Origin of the sequence: Pseudarcicella hirudinis (assembly GCF_900115665.1) — a bacterium.
GTDB classification, from domain to species: Bacteria; Bacteroidota; Bacteroidia; order Cytophagales; family Spirosomataceae; genus Pseudarcicella; species Pseudarcicella hirudinis.
On the sequence record NZ_FOXH01000002.1, the window covers coordinates 279,457 to 303,024 of the forward strand.

Annotated in this window: 21 protein-coding genes; 9 read left to right on the forward strand and 12 right to left on the reverse strand. The window is 37.5% G+C overall.

Features of this window, described 5'->3' with window-relative positions; translation table 11 throughout:
- Positions 1–17 precede the first annotated feature (17 nt).
- The 6 genes from BM179_RS04275 to BM179_RS04300 all read right to left on the reverse strand — a co-directional run bounded on the left by BM179_RS04275 (position 18) and on the right by BM179_RS04300 (position 5,473).
- Positions 18–872, reverse strand: coding sequence for a transglutaminase family protein (locus BM179_RS04275; protein WP_092012722.1), 855 nt, complete (start codon positions 870–872; stop codon positions 18–20).
- A gap of 69 nt (positions 873–941) precedes the next feature.
- Positions 942–1,679: a proteasome-type protease gene (locus tag BM179_RS04280; protein WP_092012725.1), complete on the reverse strand. Its 738-nt coding sequence runs from the start codon at positions 1,677–1,679 to the stop codon at positions 942–944.
- 127 nt (positions 1,680–1,806) lie between these two features.
- Positions 1,807–2,778, reverse strand: a complete 972-nt coding sequence (locus BM179_RS04285) for an alpha-E domain-containing protein (RefSeq protein ID WP_092012728.1) — start codon at positions 2,776–2,778, stop codon at positions 1,807–1,809.
- Between the two features lie 251 nt (positions 2,779–3,029).
- Entirely contained in the window at positions 3,030–3,515 is a 486-nt protein-coding gene (locus BM179_RS04290) for a YdcF family protein (RefSeq protein ID WP_092012731.1), read from the reverse strand.
- Entirely contained in the window at positions 3,512–4,684 is a 1,173-nt protein-coding gene (locus BM179_RS04295; RefSeq protein ID WP_092012734.1) for an alpha/beta hydrolase family protein, read from the reverse strand. Before BM179_RS04295 ends, BM179_RS04290 begins: the two co-directional genes overlap by 4 nt.
- Before the next feature lie 180 nt (positions 4,685–4,864).
- Complete coding sequence (locus tag BM179_RS04300) at positions 4,865–5,473, reverse strand: hypothetical protein (RefSeq protein WP_092012737.1); 609 nt, start codon at positions 5,471–5,473, stop codon at positions 4,865–4,867.
- Between the two features lie 646 nt (positions 5,474–6,119).
- Here BM179_RS04300 and BM179_RS04305 point away from each other — a divergent pair.
- The 3 genes from BM179_RS04305 to lolA1 all read left to right on the forward strand — a co-directional run bounded on the left by BM179_RS04305 (position 6,120) and on the right by lolA1 (position 10,595).
- Positions 6,120–7,151: a quinone-dependent dihydroorotate dehydrogenase gene (locus tag BM179_RS04305; RefSeq protein ID WP_092012740.1), complete on the forward strand. Its 1,032-nt coding sequence runs from the start codon at positions 6,120–6,122 to the stop codon at positions 7,149–7,151.
- 179 nt (positions 7,152–7,330) lie between these two features.
- Entirely contained in the window at positions 7,331–9,856 is a 2,526-nt protein-coding gene (locus BM179_RS04310) for an FtsK/SpoIIIE family DNA translocase (RefSeq protein ID WP_092012743.1), read from the forward strand.
- A 109-nt stretch (positions 9,857–9,965) separates the two neighbouring features.
- A complete protein-coding gene (gene lolA1, locus BM179_RS04315) occupies positions 9,966–10,595 on the forward strand; it encodes an outer membrane lipoprotein periplasmic chaperone LolA1 (RefSeq protein ID WP_092012746.1) in 630 nt (209 codons plus the stop codon).
- A gap of 298 nt (positions 10,596–10,893) precedes the next feature.
- Here the strand turns inward: lolA1 and purQ are convergent, their stop codons facing one another.
- The 5 genes from purQ to BM179_RS04345 all read right to left on the reverse strand — a co-directional run bounded on the left by purQ (position 10,894) and on the right by BM179_RS04345 (position 16,415).
- Positions 10,894–11,586 carry a phosphoribosylformylglycinamidine synthase I gene (purQ, locus tag BM179_RS04320; RefSeq protein WP_092012749.1) on the reverse strand — a complete coding sequence of 231 codons (693 nt, stop codon included), beginning with the start codon at positions 11,584–11,586 and terminating at the stop codon, positions 10,894–10,896.
- Positions 11,587–11,842: 256 nt separating this feature from the next.
- Complete coding sequence (locus tag BM179_RS04325; RefSeq protein WP_092012752.1) at positions 11,843–13,504, reverse strand: M1 family metallopeptidase; 1,662 nt, start codon at positions 13,502–13,504, stop codon at positions 11,843–11,845.
- Between the two features lie 159 nt (positions 13,505–13,663).
- Complete coding sequence (locus tag BM179_RS04330; RefSeq protein WP_092012755.1) at positions 13,664–14,311, reverse strand: response regulator transcription factor; 648 nt, start codon at positions 14,309–14,311, stop codon at positions 13,664–13,666.
- 68 nt (positions 14,312–14,379) lie between these two features.
- Positions 14,380–15,213 (reverse strand): sensor histidine kinase, encoded by an 834-nt coding sequence (locus tag BM179_RS04335; protein ID WP_092012758.1) that lies wholly within the window; start codon positions 15,211–15,213, stop codon positions 14,380–14,382.
- A gap of 623 nt (positions 15,214–15,836) precedes the next feature.
- Positions 15,837–16,415, reverse strand: coding sequence for a hypothetical protein (locus BM179_RS04345; protein ID WP_092012764.1), 579 nt, complete (start codon positions 16,413–16,415; stop codon positions 15,837–15,839).
- A 306-nt stretch (positions 16,416–16,721) separates the two neighbouring features.
- Between BM179_RS04345 and BM179_RS04350 the strand changes: the two genes are divergently transcribed.
- From BM179_RS04350 to BM179_RS04365, 4 genes are read left to right on the forward strand one after another with little or no spacing between them, the layout of a single operon-like run.
- Positions 16,722–17,075, forward strand: a complete 354-nt coding sequence (locus tag BM179_RS04350; protein WP_092012767.1) for a LytR/AlgR family response regulator transcription factor — start codon at positions 16,722–16,724, stop codon at positions 17,073–17,075.
- Positions 17,076–17,117: 42 nt separating this feature from the next.
- Positions 17,118–17,501, forward strand: coding sequence for a hypothetical protein (locus BM179_RS04355; protein ID WP_092012771.1), 384 nt, complete (start codon positions 17,118–17,120; stop codon positions 17,499–17,501).
- Positions 17,502–17,558: 57 nt separating this feature from the next.
- On the forward strand, positions 17,559–19,148 hold the full coding sequence (locus BM179_RS04360) for a hypothetical protein (RefSeq protein WP_092012774.1): 1,590 nt from the start codon (positions 17,559–17,561) through the stop codon (positions 19,146–19,148).
- Positions 19,149–19,161: 13 nt separating this feature from the next.
- Positions 19,162–19,362, forward strand: coding sequence for a hypothetical protein (locus tag BM179_RS04365; RefSeq protein ID WP_092012777.1), 201 nt, complete (start codon positions 19,162–19,164; stop codon positions 19,360–19,362).
- 70 nt (positions 19,363–19,432) lie between these two features.
- Here the strand turns inward: BM179_RS04365 and ahcY are convergent, their stop codons facing one another.
- Positions 19,433–20,749: an adenosylhomocysteinase gene (ahcY, locus tag BM179_RS04370; protein WP_092013648.1), complete on the reverse strand. Its 1,317-nt coding sequence runs from the start codon at positions 20,747–20,749 to the stop codon at positions 19,433–19,435.
- A gap of 409 nt (positions 20,750–21,158) precedes the next feature.
- Between ahcY and BM179_RS04375 the strand changes: the two genes are divergently transcribed.
- Together BM179_RS04375 and BM179_RS04380 are read left to right on the forward strand one after the other, a co-directional pair.
- Complete coding sequence (locus BM179_RS04375) at positions 21,159–22,484, forward strand: NCS2 family permease (protein WP_092012780.1); 1,326 nt, start codon at positions 21,159–21,161, stop codon at positions 22,482–22,484.
- A gap of 239 nt (positions 22,485–22,723) precedes the next feature.
- Positions 22,724–23,533 (forward strand): 5'-methylthioadenosine/adenosylhomocysteine nucleosidase, encoded by an 810-nt coding sequence (locus tag BM179_RS04380; protein WP_092012783.1) that lies wholly within the window; start codon positions 22,724–22,726, stop codon positions 23,531–23,533.
- The last annotated feature ends 35 nt before the right edge of the window (positions 23,534–23,568 follow it).

A 23,568-nucleotide genomic window follows, 5' to 3' on the forward strand; every position in this document is an offset into this window, starting at 1 on the left:
ACAGCCTCCGGGATTTTTTATGCTTCTTCAATTTTTACTTTTGTTGCTAAAAATCCGTTTCCTGAACCCCGGTATGTTCCTGAAACCGGAGTAATGAGTTCGGGAACGACAGAAGATGCCAGTGGCACATGACTGCCTGAAACAACCTGGTTTTGGGTCGGGTCAAATCCACGCCAACCTCCGCCGGGCAGGTAAACTTCAACCCAGGCATGCAGGTACTGATCCTGAGAAGGTGCAAGTGGATCAACATTTGCCAGATAATAACCACTTACAAATCTGGAAGCAATGCCCATTGCACGACACATGGCGCAATATAAGACGGCATAATCTCTACAGGAACCGCTTCTGGATAAAAGTGTGGTTTCCGGGGAATAAGGAGCACCATCTTCTCTGATTTCATAAGCAAAACCTTTGAAAATGAAATTGCTGAGTTCTGTCAGGAATTTAGAAGTACTCCAGCCGGCACTGGCCGCAATCTGACGTGCCGTCTGATCTACCAACGTTGTTACTCCTTCCAGCGTAAGATAAAGTCCGAGTGATTTCTTAATGCTTTCCGGATAATTGACGGGAAGATTGTTGGAATCAAAAGGATAATAAACAAATTCAAACGGATTGAAATCCAGTGTCTCAACTTCTGTGAAAACTTTGATCAGAAGCCGTTCTGCAGGTTCCTTGAAAAAAGCTATTTTCTGTACATTTCCCTCTGCATCAAGGTTTTCACTTAAAACATTGGGTTTGGGGCTTATTTCCAGATCGTATTTCCGGATTTTCAATATTGAGCTTTCTCTGGGAGTCAGATATAAATAATGCGGCTCTAAATAAACCGCATCATTGTATTCATAACTTAACTCGTGATGTATTTGTATTTTCATAAGAAAGCATTTGCTTTAACCGGTATTCTTTTAGTGTGTTAACAGGAAAAACACCGGATTTTATCAGATTTAAGTCGTAACCGGTTTTGACTTTTCAAATATTTCACTCATCCACTCATCAGGAAGATCATCCATAGATTTTTTCAGGAGTTCTGTCCACTGCTGGGAAACTTTCAGCATATCTTCCTTATGAAGTCTGTGTTCTACCATGTGAAAACTATCTTTTTCATACACAATTACATCAATCGGATAATCCACATCGCTTGCACTTACCTGTGTAGCATCGAAAGAAAGAAATCCCATTTTCAGGGCGTCATTCAATTCAGTATCAAAAGTAAGGCTGCGGTTAATCAATGGTTTTCCATAATTGGAATTTCCGATGATCTGATAACGAAGCCCTTCATTAATTTCTATCCAGTTGCCTTCAGGGAAAACCAGAAACAACTTGTGTTCATCATCTTTTGGCATCTGGCCACCTACAATTGAATGCAGGTTAAAACTGTAACCTTCCTGTTTCAACAATTCTTTGTCTTCCTGGGCTACTTTTCTAACCATATTTCCAAACATGGTAGCGGCTTCATACATATAATCAAATTTTTCGCCTTCGTCCTCAATCAGTCTTTTAAAATAAGTGATGGACTTGTCACGAACCGAGCGTAAACCTGCGGTCATGATAAACATCGAATGATTATCAACTTCATGAATTGAGATTTTCTTGTTGGTGTAAACCTCTGTTCCTGCAGTGATACGTGTATCAGCAATGGCAATAAGTCCTCCCCGTACTTTTATTCCTAAGCAATAAGTCATTTTCTGTTTCAGTTATCAAATACCAGTTATTATGAAACTACAAAATTAAGAAATCCCTTCAAATCTAAGTAGTTTAATTTCATTTACTGAGAATTAATGAGTTAATACTTATGAGAAATACGATAAATCAGGCAATTTCCACAACAGGTTTTAAATCAAAATATGTTTTGAAGACTGCTTCTCCGACCTGATTGTTTTTCGTTTGGAAAGCATCCAGGTACATATGCAGACCTGTGCCTAAAATGTCTTCGATTTCTGTGAATTCTACCTCTGAACGCAGTTTACTAAGTCTTTTTTCTGCCAGATTTGAATAACCTCCGTCCAGAGGAATACCGGAAATAGCATACAGGGAGTTTTCAGCATCTTTCAGGCAATGCATTACCGAACGAGGGAACATTTTGTCCAGAATTAAAAATTCTACAATATTGGAAGGATTAACCAGTTTATATTGCTGACGGAACATATTATAGGCACTTACTGATTTTAAAACAGATGACCAGAGTAACAGGTCGAGCGGAGATCCGACAGCATCAATATCAGGGAGTAAAGTGAAATATTTCACATCCAGAAAACGGGTTGTTTTATCGGCACGCTCCAATAACCGCCCTAATTGCCCGAAATGCCATCCTTCGCCCCGTGTAATGGTGGAGTCAACGATGCCATAAAACAGCTGGCTTCCGGTTTTGATATCTTCAAGAAAACCCTGATACCTGTCTAATTCCCAGTTCCGGCTTTCAACAACTGCATTCTTTACTTTCCAGTAAACCTGATTAACATATTCCCACATTTCTCTTGAGATACTCTCTCGGATTGTTCTGGCATTTTCACGGGCACTGTAAAGACAGTACAGAATGGAGTTTGGGTTCCTTACGTCAAAAGTCATGAAATGAAGAATATTTTCACGACTTGGAGTATCATAGTGTTTGTAAAAAATATAATTATCTGCTGTTGCGATAATCAGGGGTTCCCATTGTTCAGGAACATTAGGAGGAAGATCAAGAGCCAGGTTAAAATTTACGGATACGAAACGGGCATAATTGTCAGCACGCTCGATGTAACGATTCATCCAATAGATAGAGTTTGCAACACGACTTAGCATAATGGATAGGGGTTTAATTGATTTTGGACAAACCTTATTAATCTTAAAAACTGCCTGTTGATATTTATTTTCTAAAGCTTTGAAGAAGCCGCCACATGAAAATAATCACAAATAAATATCAAGGTGTTTTTGTTAAATTTATAAAATTGTCGCAAAAGTCCAACCTATTTGAATGTATTTTCTGATAAAAAAGTCCCTTTTGCAGAAAAGTCCTTTAAAATATTTGAATAGTGGAAGGAATTTAAAATTTGTTAATTCATAAACATAAGCCTCTGTAAAGCCTCTTGTTCCTGACGGACCAGCCTTGCCAGGTCTTCTTCAAAAAGGCTTGATTTTGCTTCAATGAAAAACATATTGCTGAAAGGACAAAACTTCTGAAAAGTAAGTCTGGCTCTTTCGAGGTGAAAATCCGAACTGAGAACTGCAACCATAGCGGGATTATACCGGCTGATAATCTGCCTGCTGAGCTGAGCATCTTCAATGGTATTTTCACTTAAAGCAAATTCAGTAAACCGACGCGGGTCAATTTCTCTTTCGAGGAGAAAATGCTGTAAATACTGAGCATGAGGATAATCGGATGTATTAAAATGATTTCCGAAACCTCCGGTGCATAAAATGCTGAATTCGGGGTTGTTTTTCAGAAAATGATAAGCGCAAATAAGCCTGTCAATCGCCATCGGACTTAATTGTCCGTCATGAGAATTGGTTGCTCCCAGAAGAATAAGTAATCCTGTCATTTAAGCTGATCTGTTAAAATTGAAATTCTTTCATCTCCGACTACGGCATTGGATGGAAGAGAATGTAAATTATTGAAAACAGCTAATTCTTCCGGCTTCAGCAAAGTATTTCCGGCTTCATCAAATTGCCCGTTTTTCATGACATTTTCTGTAGAAAGATGAAGGTGTTTTGCCAGAAACTGATAAGCTGCGATTCTCTTGGAAAGTCCGTAGTCATGTTTTTCCTTGGCAAAATGAGCATTTTCCACCATATTTTTGGCATGATACAAATCATAAATTTTCTGAACATAGGGAAATTCAAAATCCGGTGTGTTTTTTGTCCAGTCATCTCCATCAGAAACCATCAGCATAGGTTTAGGAGCCATTAAGGCCGCTATTTCCAGATTGCTGGTCTGATGTGTCGGTCTTTTATGAATCGGCATGCCGCTTTCACAAACACAGCCACCAAAGAAATGTCCTGAAATCATTACCACAGGAACCGAAACTTTTACCCGGGGATCAACAGCAGCGAGGAGGAAAGTCTGTGTGCCACCTCCCGATTCACCGGTAACAGCTATATTGGCAGTATCAACTTCGCTGATGCCTGTCAGGAAATCAAGTGCTCTGATTCCATTCCAGAGTTGTAGTTTCAGGGCTTTGGGAATTTTATGGGAACATTGTTTGGAATCGGCATAACCCAGCATGTCATAAGCAAAAACGATTGCTCCCATGCGTGCAAGTGTGGCACAGCGCTGCTGCATTTGTTCCTGAAAACGGGAGTCTAACTTAGCAGCATGTCCGTGAGGACAAAGGATGCCAGGTCTTTTTCCATTCATATTTAAAGGGCGATAGAGGTTTCCAGTGAGATAGAAACCTTCAATTGTTTCGAAAGCTATATTTTCTACTGAATAGCCATTTAGGTTACGTTTGCTGTGACTAATAACTTTCGGAGTTACCGGAGAAGGAATTTTAGTGATTCCGGTCCCGTCAAGAATGCCCTGACGGATTAATTTTGCCCTTTTTTCCCAGTCCTGAACTTTCAGGTAATTTCTGGCATATTCCTGATGAATCTGAACAGCTTGAGCTTCAGTATAATAATTGCCCTGACACAGATCAGGTTTTTCAGGATTGGCCTGCGAAAAAGCCGTTTGCAAGCTTAGGCTAAGAATAATAAATGTCAGGATTTTCATGTGTTTCAGCTGTTTAGTATTTCCTGAATAAAAGAGAGATTTTAGTCTTTTCTACCTGTAAATCATAAGTGAAAGATTGAAAATAATTAAAAAAAATGACCGTCCGGAAAACCCAGACAGTCATTTCGTAATCAGGATTACGCACTGTAAATATAAAATTCTATTTCATTTCACATCAAATTACAAATCAGCCAGTTTTTTCAGGTCAAGCGAATTTGCCACATCTTTTACCAGATCAGTACTGGTTTGGTTTGAGGCCTCAACGGTTACGAGAAAACGCTCATTGATCGTCACTACTACGGAAGCTCTTTTCTCTTTTTTCTTAAAATCCTCCCAGCCTTTTCCTGCTTTAAGCTCAACACCGCCTAATTTTTCATCGGCATTGTCAACCGAAAATCCTGTCTGCATCATTGCTGTAGCCATTCCGAAGAGAGCATACGCGGCGTTGTAATCAACGATGGTTACTTTCAGGTCATCATCTCCTTTTTTGAATTTTTGAGAGGCAGTAGAATAAGAAGCTCCGGTCATATTCATGGATTCACCTTCCGGATCTCCGTCTTTGGTATACCCGCTTACTGAAGCAGGTAAATACTTTTGTAATTCAGCATATGGAAGGGCTATTGTATCACCTTTGCTGCGTCGATCCTCCATTTTCTTGGTACTGGCTTCCATATTTTGAGCATAGTTTTTGAGACCTTCTGCGGCGTTGGCAGCGTCTTTTACTTTTCCGCAGGAAAATAATAATACAATTGCAGATGCACAAATGGTGGTTAGTCCAACTAATTTCATGATAAAATACGGTTTAAGTTAAGGTATTGATTTTTAAAATGTTAAGATTGCTTTTTTTCTGTTAAAGCTATTTGCCGTTTACTAAATTAAAATCAGGAATATAGCATTTGCCTTACTGCCATTTTTGTAAAAACAGTTTGAAGGGGTTTGGAAATCCATTTTTAAAAAGGAGTGAAAGCCTCCATTTTTCATAATTTCAAAAAAATGAGATAGTTTTTTGAAATTAAGTAAAATTCACCTTTGTTAATTTGATTATTTTTTGTATATAAAATAGATTTCGCTGAAATCGGGGTTTTGATAGACTACTTTTACTCGTTTGTCTATTTTGTGTACTTTTCAACCCTAAAATTACCAATTTCAACCCATCAATCGGCGTTATGAAAAGGACACTTAGTCCGAAAAAATTTTGATTGAGAAGTTTAAAGAGGTTTCTCAAAAAGCCATCCTGATATTCGGGGTGGCTTTTTTGTATTTTATTTTCGGAGAAAAAGAAAGGAATGCAATTTCTTTTTCAGGATTTCAGGCATAGTTTATTGTGAGAAATCTTAATTGAATCGGAAGTATTTTTTGTATTTTTGCCAAAAATCATTTTAAAGCGAACAGGTACCCGTTCACTTCCTGATGAAAGTATCATTTAATAATACTCATGTATAAATTTTTTCTCCAGCCGATTCTTTTCCGGTTTGATGCCGAGAAGGTGCATCATTTTACTTTTAATCTCGTTAAAATTCTTTTTAAAATTCCTCTGGTTCCGCAAATATTCAGGGCATTTTATAATTATGAACATCCCGGACTGGAGAGAGAGGTGTTCGGACTGAAATTCAGGAATCCGGTAGGACTTGCTGCGGGATTTGATAAGAATGCGGTTCTGACTGATGAGCTGGCTTCAATGGGATTCGGGTTTATAGAAATCGGGACATTGACTCCGAAAGCACAACCGGGCAATGATAAGCCGAGATTATTCCGTTTAAAACCTGATCAGGCTCTGATTAACCGGATGGGTTTTAACAATGAAGGTGTTGAAGCGGCTGTAAAACGTTTGAGAGAAAGAAAAAGTGATATTTTAATAGGAGGGAATATCGGTAAAAATAAGGTTACACCCAATGAAGATGCGGTTAATGACTATTTAATCAGTTTTAATGCACTTTTTGAAGTTGTGGATTATTTTGTGGTAAATGTAAGTTCTCCCAATACCCCCAATCTCCGTGCTTTACAGGAAAAAGAACCATTGAAGCAATTATTACAGACGCTTCAGGAAAATAATGAGCAAAGGCCGAAGCAAAAGCCTGTTTTGTTAAAAATTGCTCCGGATTTGACGGACTCCCAATTGGATGATATTATTGAAATTGTACAGGAAACCCGTATCGCCGGAGTAATTGCCACCAATACCACAATTTCAAGAGCTGATTTAGTGTCAGATCAAAACCTGGTGAATGAAACAGGAGGCCTGAGCGGAAAACCTGTAACACAACGTTCAACAGAAGTAATTCGTTATTTGTCTGAGAAGTCCGGCAAAGCATTTCCTATTATCGGAGTAGGAGGGATTCATTCTCCGGAAGATGCGATAGAAAAATTAAAGGCAGGTGCGTCTTTAGTACAGATTTATACCGGATTTATTTATGAAGGTCCGGGACTTGCCGGAGAAATCAATAGAAAAATTGCCAATTCTGATATTTAATTTCAGATAATCGAAACCTTTCGGTTGGTTTTTTCGTCAAATCATTCCTTCCGGGAGGTCTTTGGATGAGGCCTGACTCAGATACATAGACAAGCGTATAGAAATTAGTATATTTGGGATAAGATAGATTTACTGAAAAATCTTAGCCCTGCAATCGAAATTAAGAGAATCTGACCTTTATGGCAAGAAATATTCCCCGTCAGAATAACGAAAAAAGAGAGAAGTCTCCCGTTTCCCGTCAGCTGAATTTCAGCTGGTCGGGTTTAAAGGCCAGTGAGCAAATGAAACTGGCTTTTGGAGTATTCTTTATGCTTTTCGCTATATTCATGTTCTTTGCCTTCGCTTCTCATCTTTTTACCGGGAACGCAGATCAAAGTGAGGTAGAAGCAGCTTTGAAAGTTCCTTTGGAGGAATCCGGGAAGAAAACCGTCAACTTTTTTGGCATTTTCGGGGCAATGCTCGCTGATCTGATGATGCTCCGGTTATTTGGCTGGGCCTCATTTTTATTGATCCCCATTATTTTTCTGGGAGGTTTTAAAATTACATTTCACCGGGAATTATTACCCCTGGAAAGAATAACCTGGCAGGCATTGTTTTACATGTTCTGGCTCAGTACTTTCTTTGGCTTTTTTGTATTCATGACAGATACCTCATCTTCTTTGAGCAGTTTCTGCGGAGGAATCGGTTATCATATCAATGAATTGCTTTATAATGCCATCGGCTGGGCTTCTATTCTGGTGATCTTATTTGTCTTGTTTCTGTTTGTGGTTTTCTACTATAAAGTCAATTCTCTTGATGCTATGGTGGAAATGTTTGACAGAAATATCAATGGTTCGGAGGATTCTGCTGATGAGACAATTGAGGAGGATCTGGAAAATACGCCTAATATGAAGAGAGCCAGGGAAGATCTGGAACAGGCAAAACAAAACCTGGATTCGGAATTTGAAGATGACCTGACCATTGAAAGAGAAGATAATGATGATCTGGCGAATATCAGACCTTTAATTCCTCCTGTTGTTCAGCATGAGCCGGAAACAGAAGAAAATCATAAGGCAGACCCGGTACCGAATAAAGGACCTGTTTCTCTTACAATTGAGCCGGTGATTTCTGATGATACAGTGGCTGATGGAAAGGATAATGAAATTTTCGGAGAGGATGACCAGGAAAATCTTAATGATGAAGTATTGAGAAAATTCGGGGCATATGACCCGAATATGGATTTGCCGCATTATAAATTTCCAACGCTTGACTTGCTGAAAAATTACGATGCCAATAAAGCACAGGTTTCGGAGGATGAATTAAAGGCAAATTCTGATAAAATTGTTGAAACACTCAGAAACTATAGTATCGGAATTGCGTCTATCAAAGCAACCATTGGCCCGACTGTTACGTTATATGAGATAATACCTGAAGCGGGAGTGAGGATTTCCAAGATTAAAAACCTTGAAGATGATATTGCGCTTTCACTGGCAGCTTTAGGAATCCGTATCATTGCTCCGATTCCCGGAAAAGGGACAATTGGTATTGAGGTTCCGAATAAAAACCGGGAAATGGTTCCGGTTAAAATGGTTATTGGTTCGGAGAAGTTTCAGAAATCAAATTATGATTTGCCTATTGTTTTAGGGAAAACGATTTCAAACGATATTTTCATGACTGATCTGGCTAAAATGCCACACCTGCTGATGGCAGGGGCTACAGGTCAGGGTAAGTCTGTCGGATTGAATATGATTCTTACTTCTTTGATTTACAGGAAACATCCGGCTACTTTAAAGTTTGTACTGGTTGATCCGAAGAAAGTTGAATTAACACTTTTCAATAAACTTGAGCGTCATTTTCTGGCGATGTTGCCTGATTCGGCGGAGGCTATTATTACCGATACCAAAAAGGTTGTTCATACTCTTAATTCCTTGTGTATAGAAATGGATAACCGTTATAACCTGCTGAAAGATGCGGGTTGCAGGAACCTGAAGGAATATAACGTCAAATTTGTCAACAGACGTCTGAACCCTGAGAAAGGCCATGCCTTTATGCCGTATATTGTTCTGGTGATTGATGAGCTGGCGGATTTGATGATGACGGCAGGAAAAGAGGTAGAGCAACCTATTGCACGTCTGGCTCAGCTGGCCCGGGCTATTGGAATACATTTGGTTGTTGCTACACAAAGACCCTCTGTGAACGTAATTACAGGTACGATAAAGGCAAACTTCCCGGCCCGGCTTTCGTTTAAAGTTACTTCTAAAATTGACTCAAGAACCATTCTTGATACAGGAGGAGCGGAGCAGCTGGTTGGTTTGGGAGATATGCTTCTTTCAAACGGTTCGGATATCATTCGTTTGCAATGTGCTTTTGTTGATACACCGGAAGTGGAGGATGTGTGTGAATTTATCGGAAATCAGCAGGGATATGATTCAGCATATCTGCTACCGGAATTTGAAGGAGACAGTGAGGGAGGAAATGAAAAATCTGATTTTGATCCAAGCAGCAGAGATGCCTTTTTTGATGAGGCTGCCCGTTTGATTGTAACCCATCAGCAAGGTTCTACTTCATTGATTCAGAGAAGGTTGAAGCTGGGTTATAACCGTGCCGGAAGGCTGATCGATCAGCTGGAAGCTGCCGGAATAGTGGGCCCTTTTGAAGGCTCTAAAGCCAGAGAAGTATTGGTAAAAGATATGGAATCACTTGAAATGAAGTTGAGGAATTTATAATTATTTAACAGTGCTTAACTTTTATTCAGGCATATTAAACTTAGAGCTTACTTATATTGTCTATAAATTTGTATTAAAACAAAATCATCACTAAATATTGAATTTCAAAATGAAAAGAATCCTGGTAATATTAAATTTATTGTTTTTCACCAATGCATTGACATTTGCGCAGGCAAATAAAGCCAGTGCAATTATTGATGCGATGCAAAAAAAGTATAAAACAATGAGTTCATTCAGTGCAGCTTTCGCTTATAGCATTGATGGAGGAGGGGCGAGTTATACAGGTAACATTACAGTAAAAGGTCAGAAATTCCGTTTGAAAACCGCCGGACAGGAGATTTTTAACAATGGAAAAGAAGTTTCAACTTATATCAAAGAAACCAACGAAGTAAATATTTCAGACTACGAACCATCTGAAAATGATCTGAATCCTGCAAAAGTTTATTCATTTGACAAAAAAGGCTATCGTTATGTGTTTGTAGAGGAAGTTAATGAAGCCGGGCAGGTATATGAAGTAATCGAACTTTCACCGGAGAAGAAAGGTACTCAGGTGGCAAAAGTGAAAATCAAATTAAATAAGAAAGACAAATCAGTTAAAAGCTGGGTAATTACCGATAAAAACGGAAAACGTCAGACTTTCAAAGTAAACAAGTTTACACCGAATGTTCCGGTTGATGATAAATTTTTCGTATTCGATAAAAGTAAGTATCCCGGTGTTGAGGTAAATGATCTGAGATAGATTGGCTTTCGGCAGTCGGTTATCAGCAGTCAGTACTAATCTTATTGTTTGTTCTTTCTTCAATTATTGAACGAAAAGGCAGGCTTTTAATTAGAAATCAGAACCCGAAAAATTTACTACAATTTCCTGAAAATTAAATAAATACGACACAAATGTAAAATTAATACCGACAGCCAAAAGCAGATAGCCGACTGCCGATTAAGTAATTTTCAAGAAAAGCTTTCATAAGATAAAACCCAAAAAAGGGGTAGTTTCTCAGAAACTACCCCTTTTTTGGGTTTATATAACTTATTCAGTGTTAAGCTAAAACTTCTGAAGAAATCAATTGTTTTAAAATTTCCAGGCCATCAGTATTGCTCAAAAGCGGATCAGCAGCACGCTCCGGGTGAGGCATTAATCCAAATACATTTCTGCCTGCATTACAGATACCTGCAATATTCTCAAGACTTCCGTTTGGATTTGACGCTTCAGTAATTTCAGCATTTTCATCACAATAACGGAAAAGAACCTGATTGTTATCGTTAAGTTGTTTCAATGTTGCTTCATCAGCAAAATATCTTCCTTCAGCATGAGCGATAGGTATTTTATAAGCCTTCTCAGTATCCAATCCGTTCGTTAGCAGAGAATTGGTAGATTGGGTTTTTAAATATATGTTTTTTGAGATAAACTTTTGTTTGTCATTTCTCAACAATACACCCGGTAATAAACCCGCTTCCACAAGCACCTGGAAACCGTTACAGATTCCCATCAGATATCCTCCGTTGCTGGCATGCTCAATAACTTTGTCCATGATTGGAGAGAAGCGCGCGATTGCTCCTGAACGAAGGTAATCACCATAAGAGAAACCTCCCGGAAGAATAAGAAAATCAGCACCCTGAAGGTCTGTATCTTTGTGCCAAAGTTTGATTGCCTCTTGTCCCATTGCTTCTAGAACGCCGATTGTGTCGTCATCACAATTAGAACCCGGAAAAACTACTACTCCAAATTTCATGTCAATTGTTAATAAAAGTTGTTGTTTTCAGCCAACCTGACTGGTTTCGAGACAAAGTTACGCCTAAATTTAAAAACTTCGGTATTTAATCAAATGATTTGTTTAATCCCTGAAAAGAATAAGCGTAACATTATCCTGAAATAATGTTACGCTTGAAGGATTTAAGTAGTTGAATATCAGTATTTTTTGAACGAAATGAAGGGTTTTTGACAAGATTTTATGAAAAGACGCAGTCCATTTCGTCAAGATTCATGAATCATCGTACTTTTTGAGCCTGAACCAGGAATAACTCTGTTGCAATTTTAAGCTCTTTTGCCCCGTCTTTTTTGAAGGTTTTGCTCTGCCATTCTTTTTTCGGAACAATTACTTCATAAGAATTTAAATCATATCCGGCTTTAATCGGGAAAGCGAAATCAGGACTTTCTCCTGTCCAGCGGTAACGAAGTTCTGTTTCTGAACCCTTGTCAATCAATTCATATTCAACATTCGGAATGATATTGGTTCTTAAATAAAGGTTAAAATACGGACTAAGATTAAGCCCTGTTTTTGAACTCAGGAAACTGATAATCTGTTCGGTAGTGACATTTGAACGTTTGTATTTTTCTGTCAGAGCTTTCAGGGCTTCGAACCAGATTTTGTCGTTATTGACAATATTTCTGATGGTATGCAGCATCCAGGTTCCTTTAAAATAAATATCAGAATCTGGATTTGAATAATTAACACCCATCGGTCCGATTAAAGGCACTTTATTCTTCATTAACTTTCTTTGTCCCAGTATATACTCGATGGATTTCTCATAACCTTGCAGACACTCCACATAAAGTGTTTCCATATAAGTGGTAAAAGACTCATGAATCCACATTTCAGCGTGGTCATTACAGCTTAATGAATTACCGAAATATTCATGTCCGGATTCATGGATAATGATGAAATCGAAGCCAAAAGCATTGTTTTTGTAATTGTTTCCATAAGCAACGGCACTTTGGTGTTCCATTCCCCAGTAAGGTGTTTCAACCAAAGCATAACCGTCATTCCAGAAAGGATATTTTCCGAAGTATTTCTCATAACAGGCTAACATGGGTTTTACCTGCTGGAATTGTTTTTGTGCTTTTTCAAGATTGGCCTTTAACACATAATAATCAAGATCAAGTTTACTACCGTCTGAGGCAATATATTCATCTTTAAAATTTGCGTAATCAGCAATGTTTAACGAAACATTGTAGTTGTTAATAGGATAACTTACAAACCATTCGAATTGCGTGAAATCTCTTTCTGTAGCCGTATCTTGGTTTTTTTTCTCTTTTGTTTCGGTGAAATCCTTTTGATGCCGCAGGTTTCCGTTGGCCACGCAAATCAGACCTTTCGGAACGGAACAGGTAATTTTCATAGAATCCGGTTCATCAGAAAGATGATCCTTGTTTGGCCACCAAAGACTTGCACCGATTCCTTCACAGGAAACAGTTACCCAATCTTTGTTATCACGATCTTTTCTCCAGGTAAAGCCACCATCCCAGGGTGGATTTTTAGCAATGGTTGGTTTTCCTCTGTAGTCAATTCTGATGGCATATTTTTTCCCGGAAATCTGTGGTTTTTCGAAATTGATAAATACCGCATCACCATCTCTGAAATAATTCAGTTGTTTACCATTTTGTGAAATTCGGGTAATCTCCATGCCAGCAAACAGGTCAACCTGCATTTTTCTGAAGGTCTGGGTTGCCGTAAAATGAATGGTATTAGATCCGCTGATACTTTGATTGCTGGGGGTAACTTTTAGATTCAAATCGTAAAAAGTTACATCGTAACAGCTCCGGAATGAAGAAAGTGTACCTCTCAGAGAGTCTGCATGGGTAAAGTTTTGTGCATAGAGGGCGTTTACAGTCAGAAAGACTATACAGGCAGTTTTTAAGAATAGCTTCATTTAGTTGATGTTGTAATTTTTACGAAGCTACAAAAAAGGTGTTATTTATTAATTAGATTCTGAAATTTTTAGGATTTTAATACCAAATTCAATTTGCTGAAAAGAGAAACGGGGGATATAAAATCCTGATTTCGTTTCATTTTTTAAAAGATCTATCCGCTAAAGAACAACAATCCCTAATTTGATGGCTTCAATGGCAACTCCCACTCTGGACTTTACATTTAATTTCTGGAAAACCTGCTCTCTGTAACCATCAATTGTTCTCGGACTTACACACATTTTCTCAGCGATTTCAGCGTAGGTAAGGTCTGTACAGGCCCAGCGAATAAATTCCTTTTCTCTTTCATTCAATCCTAATGCCTCGACAGGATCAATGAATTTTTCCGGATTCAGGCTTTTGATTAGTTTGTCGGTGACATGTTCGGTATAATAGAACCCTTTTTTTACGATAGAATCCAGCGCTTCTTTTAATTCTGCAGGTTTGCAGCCTTTCAACAGATAACCGCGGGCTCCGTTGCGAAGCATGCCGACAATAGCTTCTTCTTTATCGTACATGGAGAGTGCAAGAACTTTTACTTCAGGATAGTTATTTTTGAGCCAGAGTGCGGTTTCATAACCATCCATTTCCGGCATATTGATGTCAAGCAACACAATATCCGGAATCATTTTCATTTTGAAATGACGGATAAGTTCTTTTCCGTTTGCAACTTCGTACATTACTTCAAAGTCATCAAGTTTCTGAATAAGTCCTGAAATTGCTTTGGCTACAAGCTGATGGTCATCAGCGATTACGATTGAATGTTTCATAGGTTTATTGATGAAGGATACAAAGCAGGATATTAAGGCGGGTCAGCGGGTAAATTTAGTCAATGTAATCAGGAAATGGAATTTTGTTCCTTATTTTCTATTAATCGGTTAATATGCAGATTGATGGTGGTTCCTTTTCCGATTTTTGAAACAAGCTCGCAGTTCCCTCCGATTAACTCAATTCGTCTGGAAATGTTTCGTAATCCGGATCCGCTTTGGTCAAGATCGGCATTTTTAATGACAGAGATGTCGAAACCTATTCCGTCATCTGAAACCGTGACAGAGAAGTTTTCTGGAGAATATTCGAGGTGTACATTCAAATGCTGAGCCTGAGAATGTTTGAGGGCATTATTCAATATTTCCTGTATAATTCTGAAAAGAATAATCTCCCGTTCTCTTTCGAGCGTATATCTGTTTCCGTTAACCGTGATTTCTGTTTCAAACTTTTTGGTTTTTCGGATGCGTTGCAGTTCATGAGAAATGCTTTCTTCCAGTCCGAAATCCTGAACAATATTGCCGTCGAGGCTTTTACTCAAAGCACGCAAAGCATTGATAGACTGGTCAACCACTTCGTTGGTCTGAAGGATATAATTGAGAATTTCAGCATCTCCGACAGACTCTTCCAGCACATTCAGATTGATGCGGGCGACGGATAAAAGCTGTCCGATATTGTCGTGTAATTCCCTGCCGACATGCTGCAAAGTCTGATGCTGCATTTCCAGTTGGGATTTAAGAATTTCCTGCTCGTAGGAGGTTTGGAGGGATTGTTTTTCACGTAAAAAATCTGTTTTCTTTTTTTGAAATATAAGAGAATATATAACTATGAATGTTACCAGGAATAATAATACACCTGTAGCAACAAGAAAAGTTATTAGCAATTCATTTACATTGTCAGACTTCATCTAAACTTTTTTGAGAGCAAAGAAATGAAATAGTGAAAAATAAGTAAAGTGAGTAATTTGAAATAAATCTGATGCTTCTGAACAGAAATCCTACCTCTGGAAATTTAAGGGCAATTAAGTTATAGGTACCAAGTATAAACAGATTTATGATATTGAAAAACATAAATCCAACACTTATCCAAAATAAAGGATAATTTGTGAAGTTGTAATGCGTTTTTTCCAATATCAGTAAATAAAGATACCATAGCGAAAATATAATGGTAAGAAGTCCACTTATTACAAATGAGATTGAGTTGAAATCTGTATTGAAATATTGAATATTAATACTATTGAAACAGGCAAATGAGATAAATATAATCATCAGCACTAGAATAATTTTATTCTTAATTTCATTATAATAAAGAGCACTTATTAATGCAAATTCTATGGGGCTGAAGATATGATATACAATTATATTGTTTCTGGCTGAAAATTTTAGATACGTAGCAACGCTCTCGCTTAAAATTGTCAAAGCTAATAGAAGCAACAGAATTCTGCTGCTTCTATTTAGACTTTTAATTCGGGTAAATCCTATTATTAATCCAATGATTAAAATAGAAAAATATATATAGTAGTATGTCATCTTAAAAGGAGTTTTGTGCGCAAGTTGGCAGACAAGGATCTACGTACTCATAAATTTCATCATTTGCAGCAGAACCAGCGGTACTTCTAAGAACATGGTTGCTTTTTCCAAAAATTAAACTACTCCATTTCCCGTTAAAAGCAGAACCTAGAAAAATTAGAGTTGGGTGGTTAGTTTTGGGTTGTATTCCTATATATATTCTTATTGTATCACATGTAGCGTACGGTTGAGTAATAATACGTTTTATTTGGGATACAGGTATTGCCCATCCTTTTAAATTTTTATTCCAGCTGACTAAATGGTTACCGGATCCTGGGGCAGTCTCCGGGGACATTATTAATGTTTTCATAAATTCATTATGCATATTCGCTGCCTGTGAAGAATCAATGTTTAAACCTAGATCACCTAGAGTTCCTTCTTTCCTTTTAAAAGAAACATTATAGACCCGATTTTTCAGGTATTTCTGAGAAATCTTTAAAGAGTCCTCTGAAGATAGAGCTTTTGACCAAGGGTTCCAAATGTTACAGCTCCATAAGCATAGTAACAAAAGCAGGGGAAGTAATAAAAGTATTTTTTTCATGATATTGATAGTTTAAATAGTGAAACGGAAAAATTATCGGGTTGAAACTAGTGTTCTGCCAACTCACATCATATAGGCGCTACCGTAATTTTATTTTACGGTTCAGAATCGGCTTTTCAGGGATTTTTTATGGGATTTGTACGATTTGAAAAGGGGAAAAATACGGTATGAAATACGGGTATTTTCACCTTGAAGCGTATATGTTTTTTTTGTGAAATTTGTCATGAAAAATATGGAGTATTAGTTTATTTTTCTATAAATTACTCCGTATTTCTACTTCCTTTATAACCCTAAACAGTTGATTATATGATAGCTAACACCCTACCAATCTCTAAAGAAATTTTACAGAACAGAGCGTTTTTCAGGATTAAAAAAAGGAAAATTCCACTGGAAGACATTGTTTTACTGGAAGCCGACATCAACTACACACATGTGCACCTTATTAACGGAGGACGAATCATCGTCACGCAAACGCTAAAGAACTTCGAAACACTATTATGTGACCAGCAATTCATCAGAGTACACAAGGGGTATATTATCAACCGTCAGCATGTAAGCACATATGATCTGAGGAAAAAATGTGTTTTCCTGACCAATAACCTCATGGCCTGTGTGTCGAGAAGAAAACGGGCTGAGTTTGTGGGGAGATTAATCAGATAATTCTTATTTATAAATTTTAAAAACATCTAAACATTTACCACTATGATTAATTTGGAAATACTTATTTCAACACCGGATGTAATTAATAACATTGTAGCCGGAGGACTTCTTGGAATTTTAGGTCAGGGAATCAGAGTAATTGTAGGACTGAAAAAGGCAAATGATGCCGCACAAAGTACTGCACAGGCTCAAAGCCTGGCCGGAGATAAAACAGCCTCAAGCAGACAGGTTTTCAACGATAATTTTGATACAAAGCGGTTTGTACTGTCTCTTTTCATTGGTTTTGTGGCAGGGGCTCTGGCCATTATGTTTTCTGTTACAGGTTCTCAGTTAAACCAGCAGGCAATACTTACCACTTTAGCTGCAGGTTATGCCGGAACTGACTTTATAGAAGGGCTTTTGAATAAGTATGTGAATGGGAAATAGCTGTTTACAGATTCTTTCTTTAACAACCTACCGATCAAGTTTTAAACAATAATTATTATGAAAAGATATGTACTTTTTTCTGTAGTGCTGCACTGCGGGTACTTAGGTTTTGGGCAAAATCTTAAAAAAGATGGTAGTTTCCTTTCTCGACAATTACATAATCTATGTTATTGCGATACAACAAATACGTGCAAAGATGAATCCTTCAAGGATACAACTTTAAATCTATTTACAAGGGGTAAATTTATCTCACTTTCTTCTTTTAATAAGCTCATTAGGAGAGATTTAACCTTAATAACGTTAAACGAAGAAGGGCTGCCCTCACTAGGGAATTATGCAAGTGTAAAATATTCAGAAAATGACTCAAGACTTGCTTTAAGTACTTCATTCTTTAATATTTTCAAGAAAAGACCTTCAGAAAACTTGACTCGAAATGTTTTAACTATTGGTATTAATGCAAGTGTTCAAGATAATATTTCTTCTTTATTTTCTAATTCTAGAATTAATAATAAAACAGAACTTACACTGAAGTTTTCTTTGATAAATAAGAGTACACGCTACAAATACTTGTTGAAGGATTGTGGATACTTAGCTTTCAAAAGACAATACCTTGCAATGGCCTATGATACAGAAACAGATCTGAGAAAAAATGATACTATTGCTTTTAAAAGTCAGATTCGACTCTTAGGAGAAGAGCGAAAAAAAATAGAAGATAAAATTAATGAATACGAATTACTATTGAAAGTTAAAGAATTACATTCCTTGCCTAAGGATTCTGAAAAAATACGAGGAAAGATTGATAGTTTAAAAATCGAGGAATTAATACTTGTAAAGAAGATAATTGAAAAGAGATTGAAAGGACCGGATATTATTCCGGATCAGAAATTTATGGAAGCTTATGAAAAGAGATTGTATGAATTGGAGACTAAAGACATTAAGTGGGATAAATTTAGAATTAGTTGGCTAGATTTAATTATGAACTTCTCGGGAGAAACTTATCAAATTTATGATAAGAAGTTACCTCTTGTTCCAAAAGACAGCCAAATTGTTTCAACTCCTTTTCAACGATTTTCAATTGGTATTTCTTATAATAATTTCTTTTCAAAGCCATCAAGTCTTTTTTTGAAAAATGGCTTTTTATTGAAAATTGGATATAAGATAGAAAACGACAATAATTTATCTCAAGCTAAAACTAAAGAAATCGTAACTACCGAAACTCAAAGATTAGGGACATTACCATATGATACATTAAAAAGAGAGATAATCAGTAGATCTAATGTTTTTACAAAAGCACTTGAAAAAAATTATGCTCATGTATTAAATGTTCAAGCTACCAGGTATTTTAATGAGAGTAAAAAAAATGCCTTATCGATCTATTATGAATCGAGATTCCAATTCAATAATTTATCGTTTGATGGGTTTTATAAAATTGAAGGAAAGCCTGTAATGAATTTTGGATTAGGATATTTTTTCGCTATCCAAAAGAAAGAGGACCTGTCAAGCTTAATAAATCTTGAGTTATATCTTAAGTTCAACGATATTCTAAACTCGCAATTAGATAAAATTAACCGGAATTTCTACCAAAGAAATGAAATAGGTTTGAAAATAGGATTACCGTTTAACAGTTTATTCATTAATCAACAATAAAAATAAAACCAGCATGAAAAACTTAGTAGAAGCATTTAAAGGGCTAAAGGCAATTACCAGAGGTGCCGCCTGTTTTTTTGATCCAGCCTTGCAATCATTCCATTGTATAAATGGACTAACAAAAGATGAGGCTGAGCAATTAGCTGCAGCACAAGATGTAGAATTAAAAGGATGGCAGGCTGGAGAAGTTTGTAGCCGAATAAAATGTACATAGTACAGTAATCAACCAATAAAAAACGCCCTCTCAAATCAATGAGAGGGCGTTTCTATGAAACCGGAAAATCTTAGTAACGATAAGTCTCAGCCTTGTATGGTCCCTCAACTGTTACGCCGATGTATTCTGCCTGCTCCTGATCCAAAACATCAAGTTTGGCACCGATATGAGCAAGGTGTAATTTCGCTACTTTCTCGTCCAGATGTTTTGGAAGTACATATACTTTTTTCTCGTAATTAGCAGTGTTAGTCCACAACTCCAACTGAGCCAAAGTCTGGTTACAGAATGAGTTAGACATTACGAATGAAGGGTGACCCATCGCACAACCTAAGTTCACCAAACGTCCTTCTGCCAATACGATTACTTCTTTTCCTTCAATTTCATACAAATCAACCTGTGGTTTGATCTGTTGTTTTGTTGAACCATAAGCTCCGTTCAACCAGGCCATATCGATTTCATTATCGAAGTGACCGATGTTACAAACGATAGCTTTATCTTTCATGGTTCTGAAATGACGCTCACGAATGATGTTTACGTTTCCTGTAGCAGTAACAAAGATATTTGCACGGGTAGCAGCTTCATCCATTGGCACTACTTCATAACCGTCCATTGCAGCTTGTAATGCACAGATAGGGTCGATTTCAGTTACTAAAACACGACATCCTGCACCTCTTAAAGAATCAGCAGATCCTTTTCCTACATCACCATAACCTGCAACTACTGCTACTTTTCCGGCAAGCATTAAGTCTGTAGCACGACGGATCGCATCTACCAATGACTCTTTACAACCGTATTTGTTATCGAATTTAGATTTAGTTACAGAATCGTTAACGTTGATAGCCGGAAGATACAAAGTACCGTTTTTCAAACGCTCATACAAACGGTGAACACCCGTAGTAGTTTCTTCAGAAAGTCCTTTGATACCATCGATCAATTCAGGATATACATCAAAAACCATATTTGTCAAATCACCGCCGTCATCAAGAATCATGTTCAATGGCTGACGCTCTTCACCGAAGAAAAGAGTTTGTTCGATACACCAGTTAAATTCTTCTTCGTTCATTCCTTTCCAGGCATAAACCGGAATACCTGCTGCTGCAATAGCTGCTGCTGCATGATCCTGTGTAGAGAAGATATTACAGGAAGACCAGGTAACATCAGCACCCAAAGCCACCAATGTTTCGATCAGCACAGCCGTTTGGATAGTCATGTGTAAACAACCTGCAATACGTGAACCTGCCAAAGGCTGGCTCGCTCCGTATTCTGCACGAATTGCCATTAAACCAGGCATTTCGGCCTCAGCCAAACGAATTTCTTTACGACCCCATTCTGCAAGGGCGATGTCTTTAACTTTGTACGGGATGTACGACTTGGTTTCAGTTGACATGTATTTTTTTATTTTAAAATTTCGAATTGATTGATAATAAGTCGGATAAGAACTTATTTCTGCTTCCGGGAAAACCATAGGGATTCCAGGGAAATCAGCTAAGACTTTCTAAGAATAAGACAAAATTAATGTGTTTTCCGGGGAATATGAAAGTAATACAATAAATTATTTGCTATTCCTTTTAAATTCAGATAATTAATAAATTAAATTGTTAGATACAGGATTATTTATCTTTTCAGGGTATGCTTGTAAGATAATTTTTATTTTTTTTGATTTTTCGCAATTCCGGAGATAAATGACTCATTTACAAAAGATACTCTATTAATTCACCGGTTAAAAACGATAAAGAGCTTAGGTTAATTTTGTGAATAAAGTCTAATTCAGTAAATTAGAGAATAACCGAATTTTTATGAATAAATTTTTCCAGTTCGAAAAGTATAATACTTCTTCCCGTACAGAAATTATTGCAGGATTTTCTTCATTTCTGGCAACCATGTATATCATCGTGGTTAATCCCGCTATACTCAGTCAATCAGGAATGCCATTTAATGCAGTGCTGACTGCCACTGTAAGTCTGGCGTTTATCTGCACGCTTGTAATGGGTTTGTATGCCAAAAACCCGATTCTGGTAGCACCTGGAATGGGTATGAATGCCTTTTTTACTTTTAGCGTTGTCCTGGGAATGGGTGTAAAATGGCAGACGGCTTTGGGAGCGGTTTTCTGGTCAGGGATTATTTTTATTTTACTTTCTGTTTTTAATATCCGTAATCATATAGTCAACGCAATTCCTAAGCAGCTGAGGTATGCTATTTCTGCCGGAATCGGGCTTTTTATTACACTGATAGGTTTTATCAATGCAAAATTTGTTATTTCCAATCCGGCAACTGTTATCGGAATTGCCCCTTTTTCACCAATTCTTATTACTTTTTTGCTGGGTTTGTTTCTGACAACAATTCTGATCGTAAAAAGGGTAAAAGCCGGAATAATTCTCGGAATAGCTATTACTACTTTACTGTCAATTCCTATTGGCAGGATTTGGGGAGATGCTTCCGCAGTTAATTTCGGTAAATCCACTCTGGTAAACTGGCAGGGAATGTGGGCTTCGCCAGACTTTAGTCTGTTTTTTCAGGCCGACTTCGCAGGGGCACTTAGATTCTCACTTTTGCCTGTTATGTTTGCTTTTGTGTTTACGGATATGTTCGACAGTCTTTCCACATTTGTAGGCGTTGCCGAAGCAGCAGAATTACATGATGAAAACGGTGAACCCAGAAATCTGAAGAAATCCCTTCTGACAGATGCCATTGCTACTACTTTGGCTGGATTGTTCGGAACCAGCCCTGGAACGGCTTATATTGAATCAGCAGTTGGCATAGAGCAGGGGGGAAGAACTGGCTTAACGGCCGTAGTTGCTGCCTTTTTATTTCTTCCCTTTATGTTTTTATCGCCATTGTTATCTATTATTCCTGCTATTGCCACAGCTCCTGCCTTGATTCTTGTCGGTGTATTTATGATGAAACCTGTTATCAAAATTAACTGGTCGGAAATGGATGATGCTATTCCTGCTTTTTTAGCAATGGTTTTGATCCCTTTCAGCTATTCAATTACACAGGGTATTATCTGGGGGTTTTTGAGCTGGACAATTGTTAAAACAATTTTGGGGAAATCTGAGGAAGTGCCTGTTTCTCTTTGGGTTGTGGACGTTTTTATCTTGATTTCTTTGTTTTTGGGGCATTAGTTGTAACCACATAGGTTTATAGGGAACATAGTTGTAAGTTGTAACCACATAGGGATATAGGGAACATAGTTGTAAGTTGTAACCACTTAGGCTTATAGGGAACATGTTGTAAGTTGTAACCACATAGGCATATAGGGAACATAGGGAAAATGATTGTTAGTGTTTTTTAGTTTAATGAGTTAGATTGATTACTCAGATTTCGAGTGGATTTATTTTTATTTTCATCAAAACATAACTTTATGAAGAACAGATTTTTATTATTTTTTTGCCTTTTTCTATTCAGATTGCATGATACTCCGGCACAGATTAAAGAACCCGGAATTGCTATTGTCGGGGCTTTCAGAGATGAGGTTGAACTTCTGATTTCCAAAATTGAGGATAAACAGGTTTATAACATCAGGGGGATTAGTTTCTTTACCGGAAAACTCGGAGGAAAATCAGTGGTTTTGGTAAAGTCAGGCGTTGGGAAGGTAAATGCAGCGATGACAATGACTTTATTACTTGAAAAATTTAATCCGCAACAGGTGATTTTTTCAGGGGTTGCCGGCGGGTTGAACCCCGGACTTGCTCCTGCTGATATTGTGATTGCAGAGAAAACAGCATTGTATGATTTCGGCAAGTTGAGCAACGATACTTTTACTTATTGGAGCACTTCTCACCCGGAAACCAGGGTAGAAAACCCTTTATTTTTTCCCGCAGATTCTGTTCTTTTGAAATACGCAAAAATTGCTGCCACAAAAGTGGCTTTGAAAGGAATTGAAACAAATCTTAAACCTAAAATTATAGGCGGAATTGTTGTAACGGGAGATATGTTTGTCGCTTCTTCTGCCAAAAAACACATACTTGTAAAGGATTTAAAAGCCGATGCAACAGAAATGGAAGGTGCGGCGATTGCCCAGGTTTGTTATGAAATGAAGATAGCTTGTCTGATTATCAGGAGTTTGAGTGATTCTGCCGATGAAAATGCACATCTGGATTTCAATAAATTTAAAGCGATTGCTGCTGAAAATTCTGCAAACCTGATTATTGAAACGCTCAGGTTATTATGAAACGCTGAATTGGAATCAGGAAGAACTGATAAATG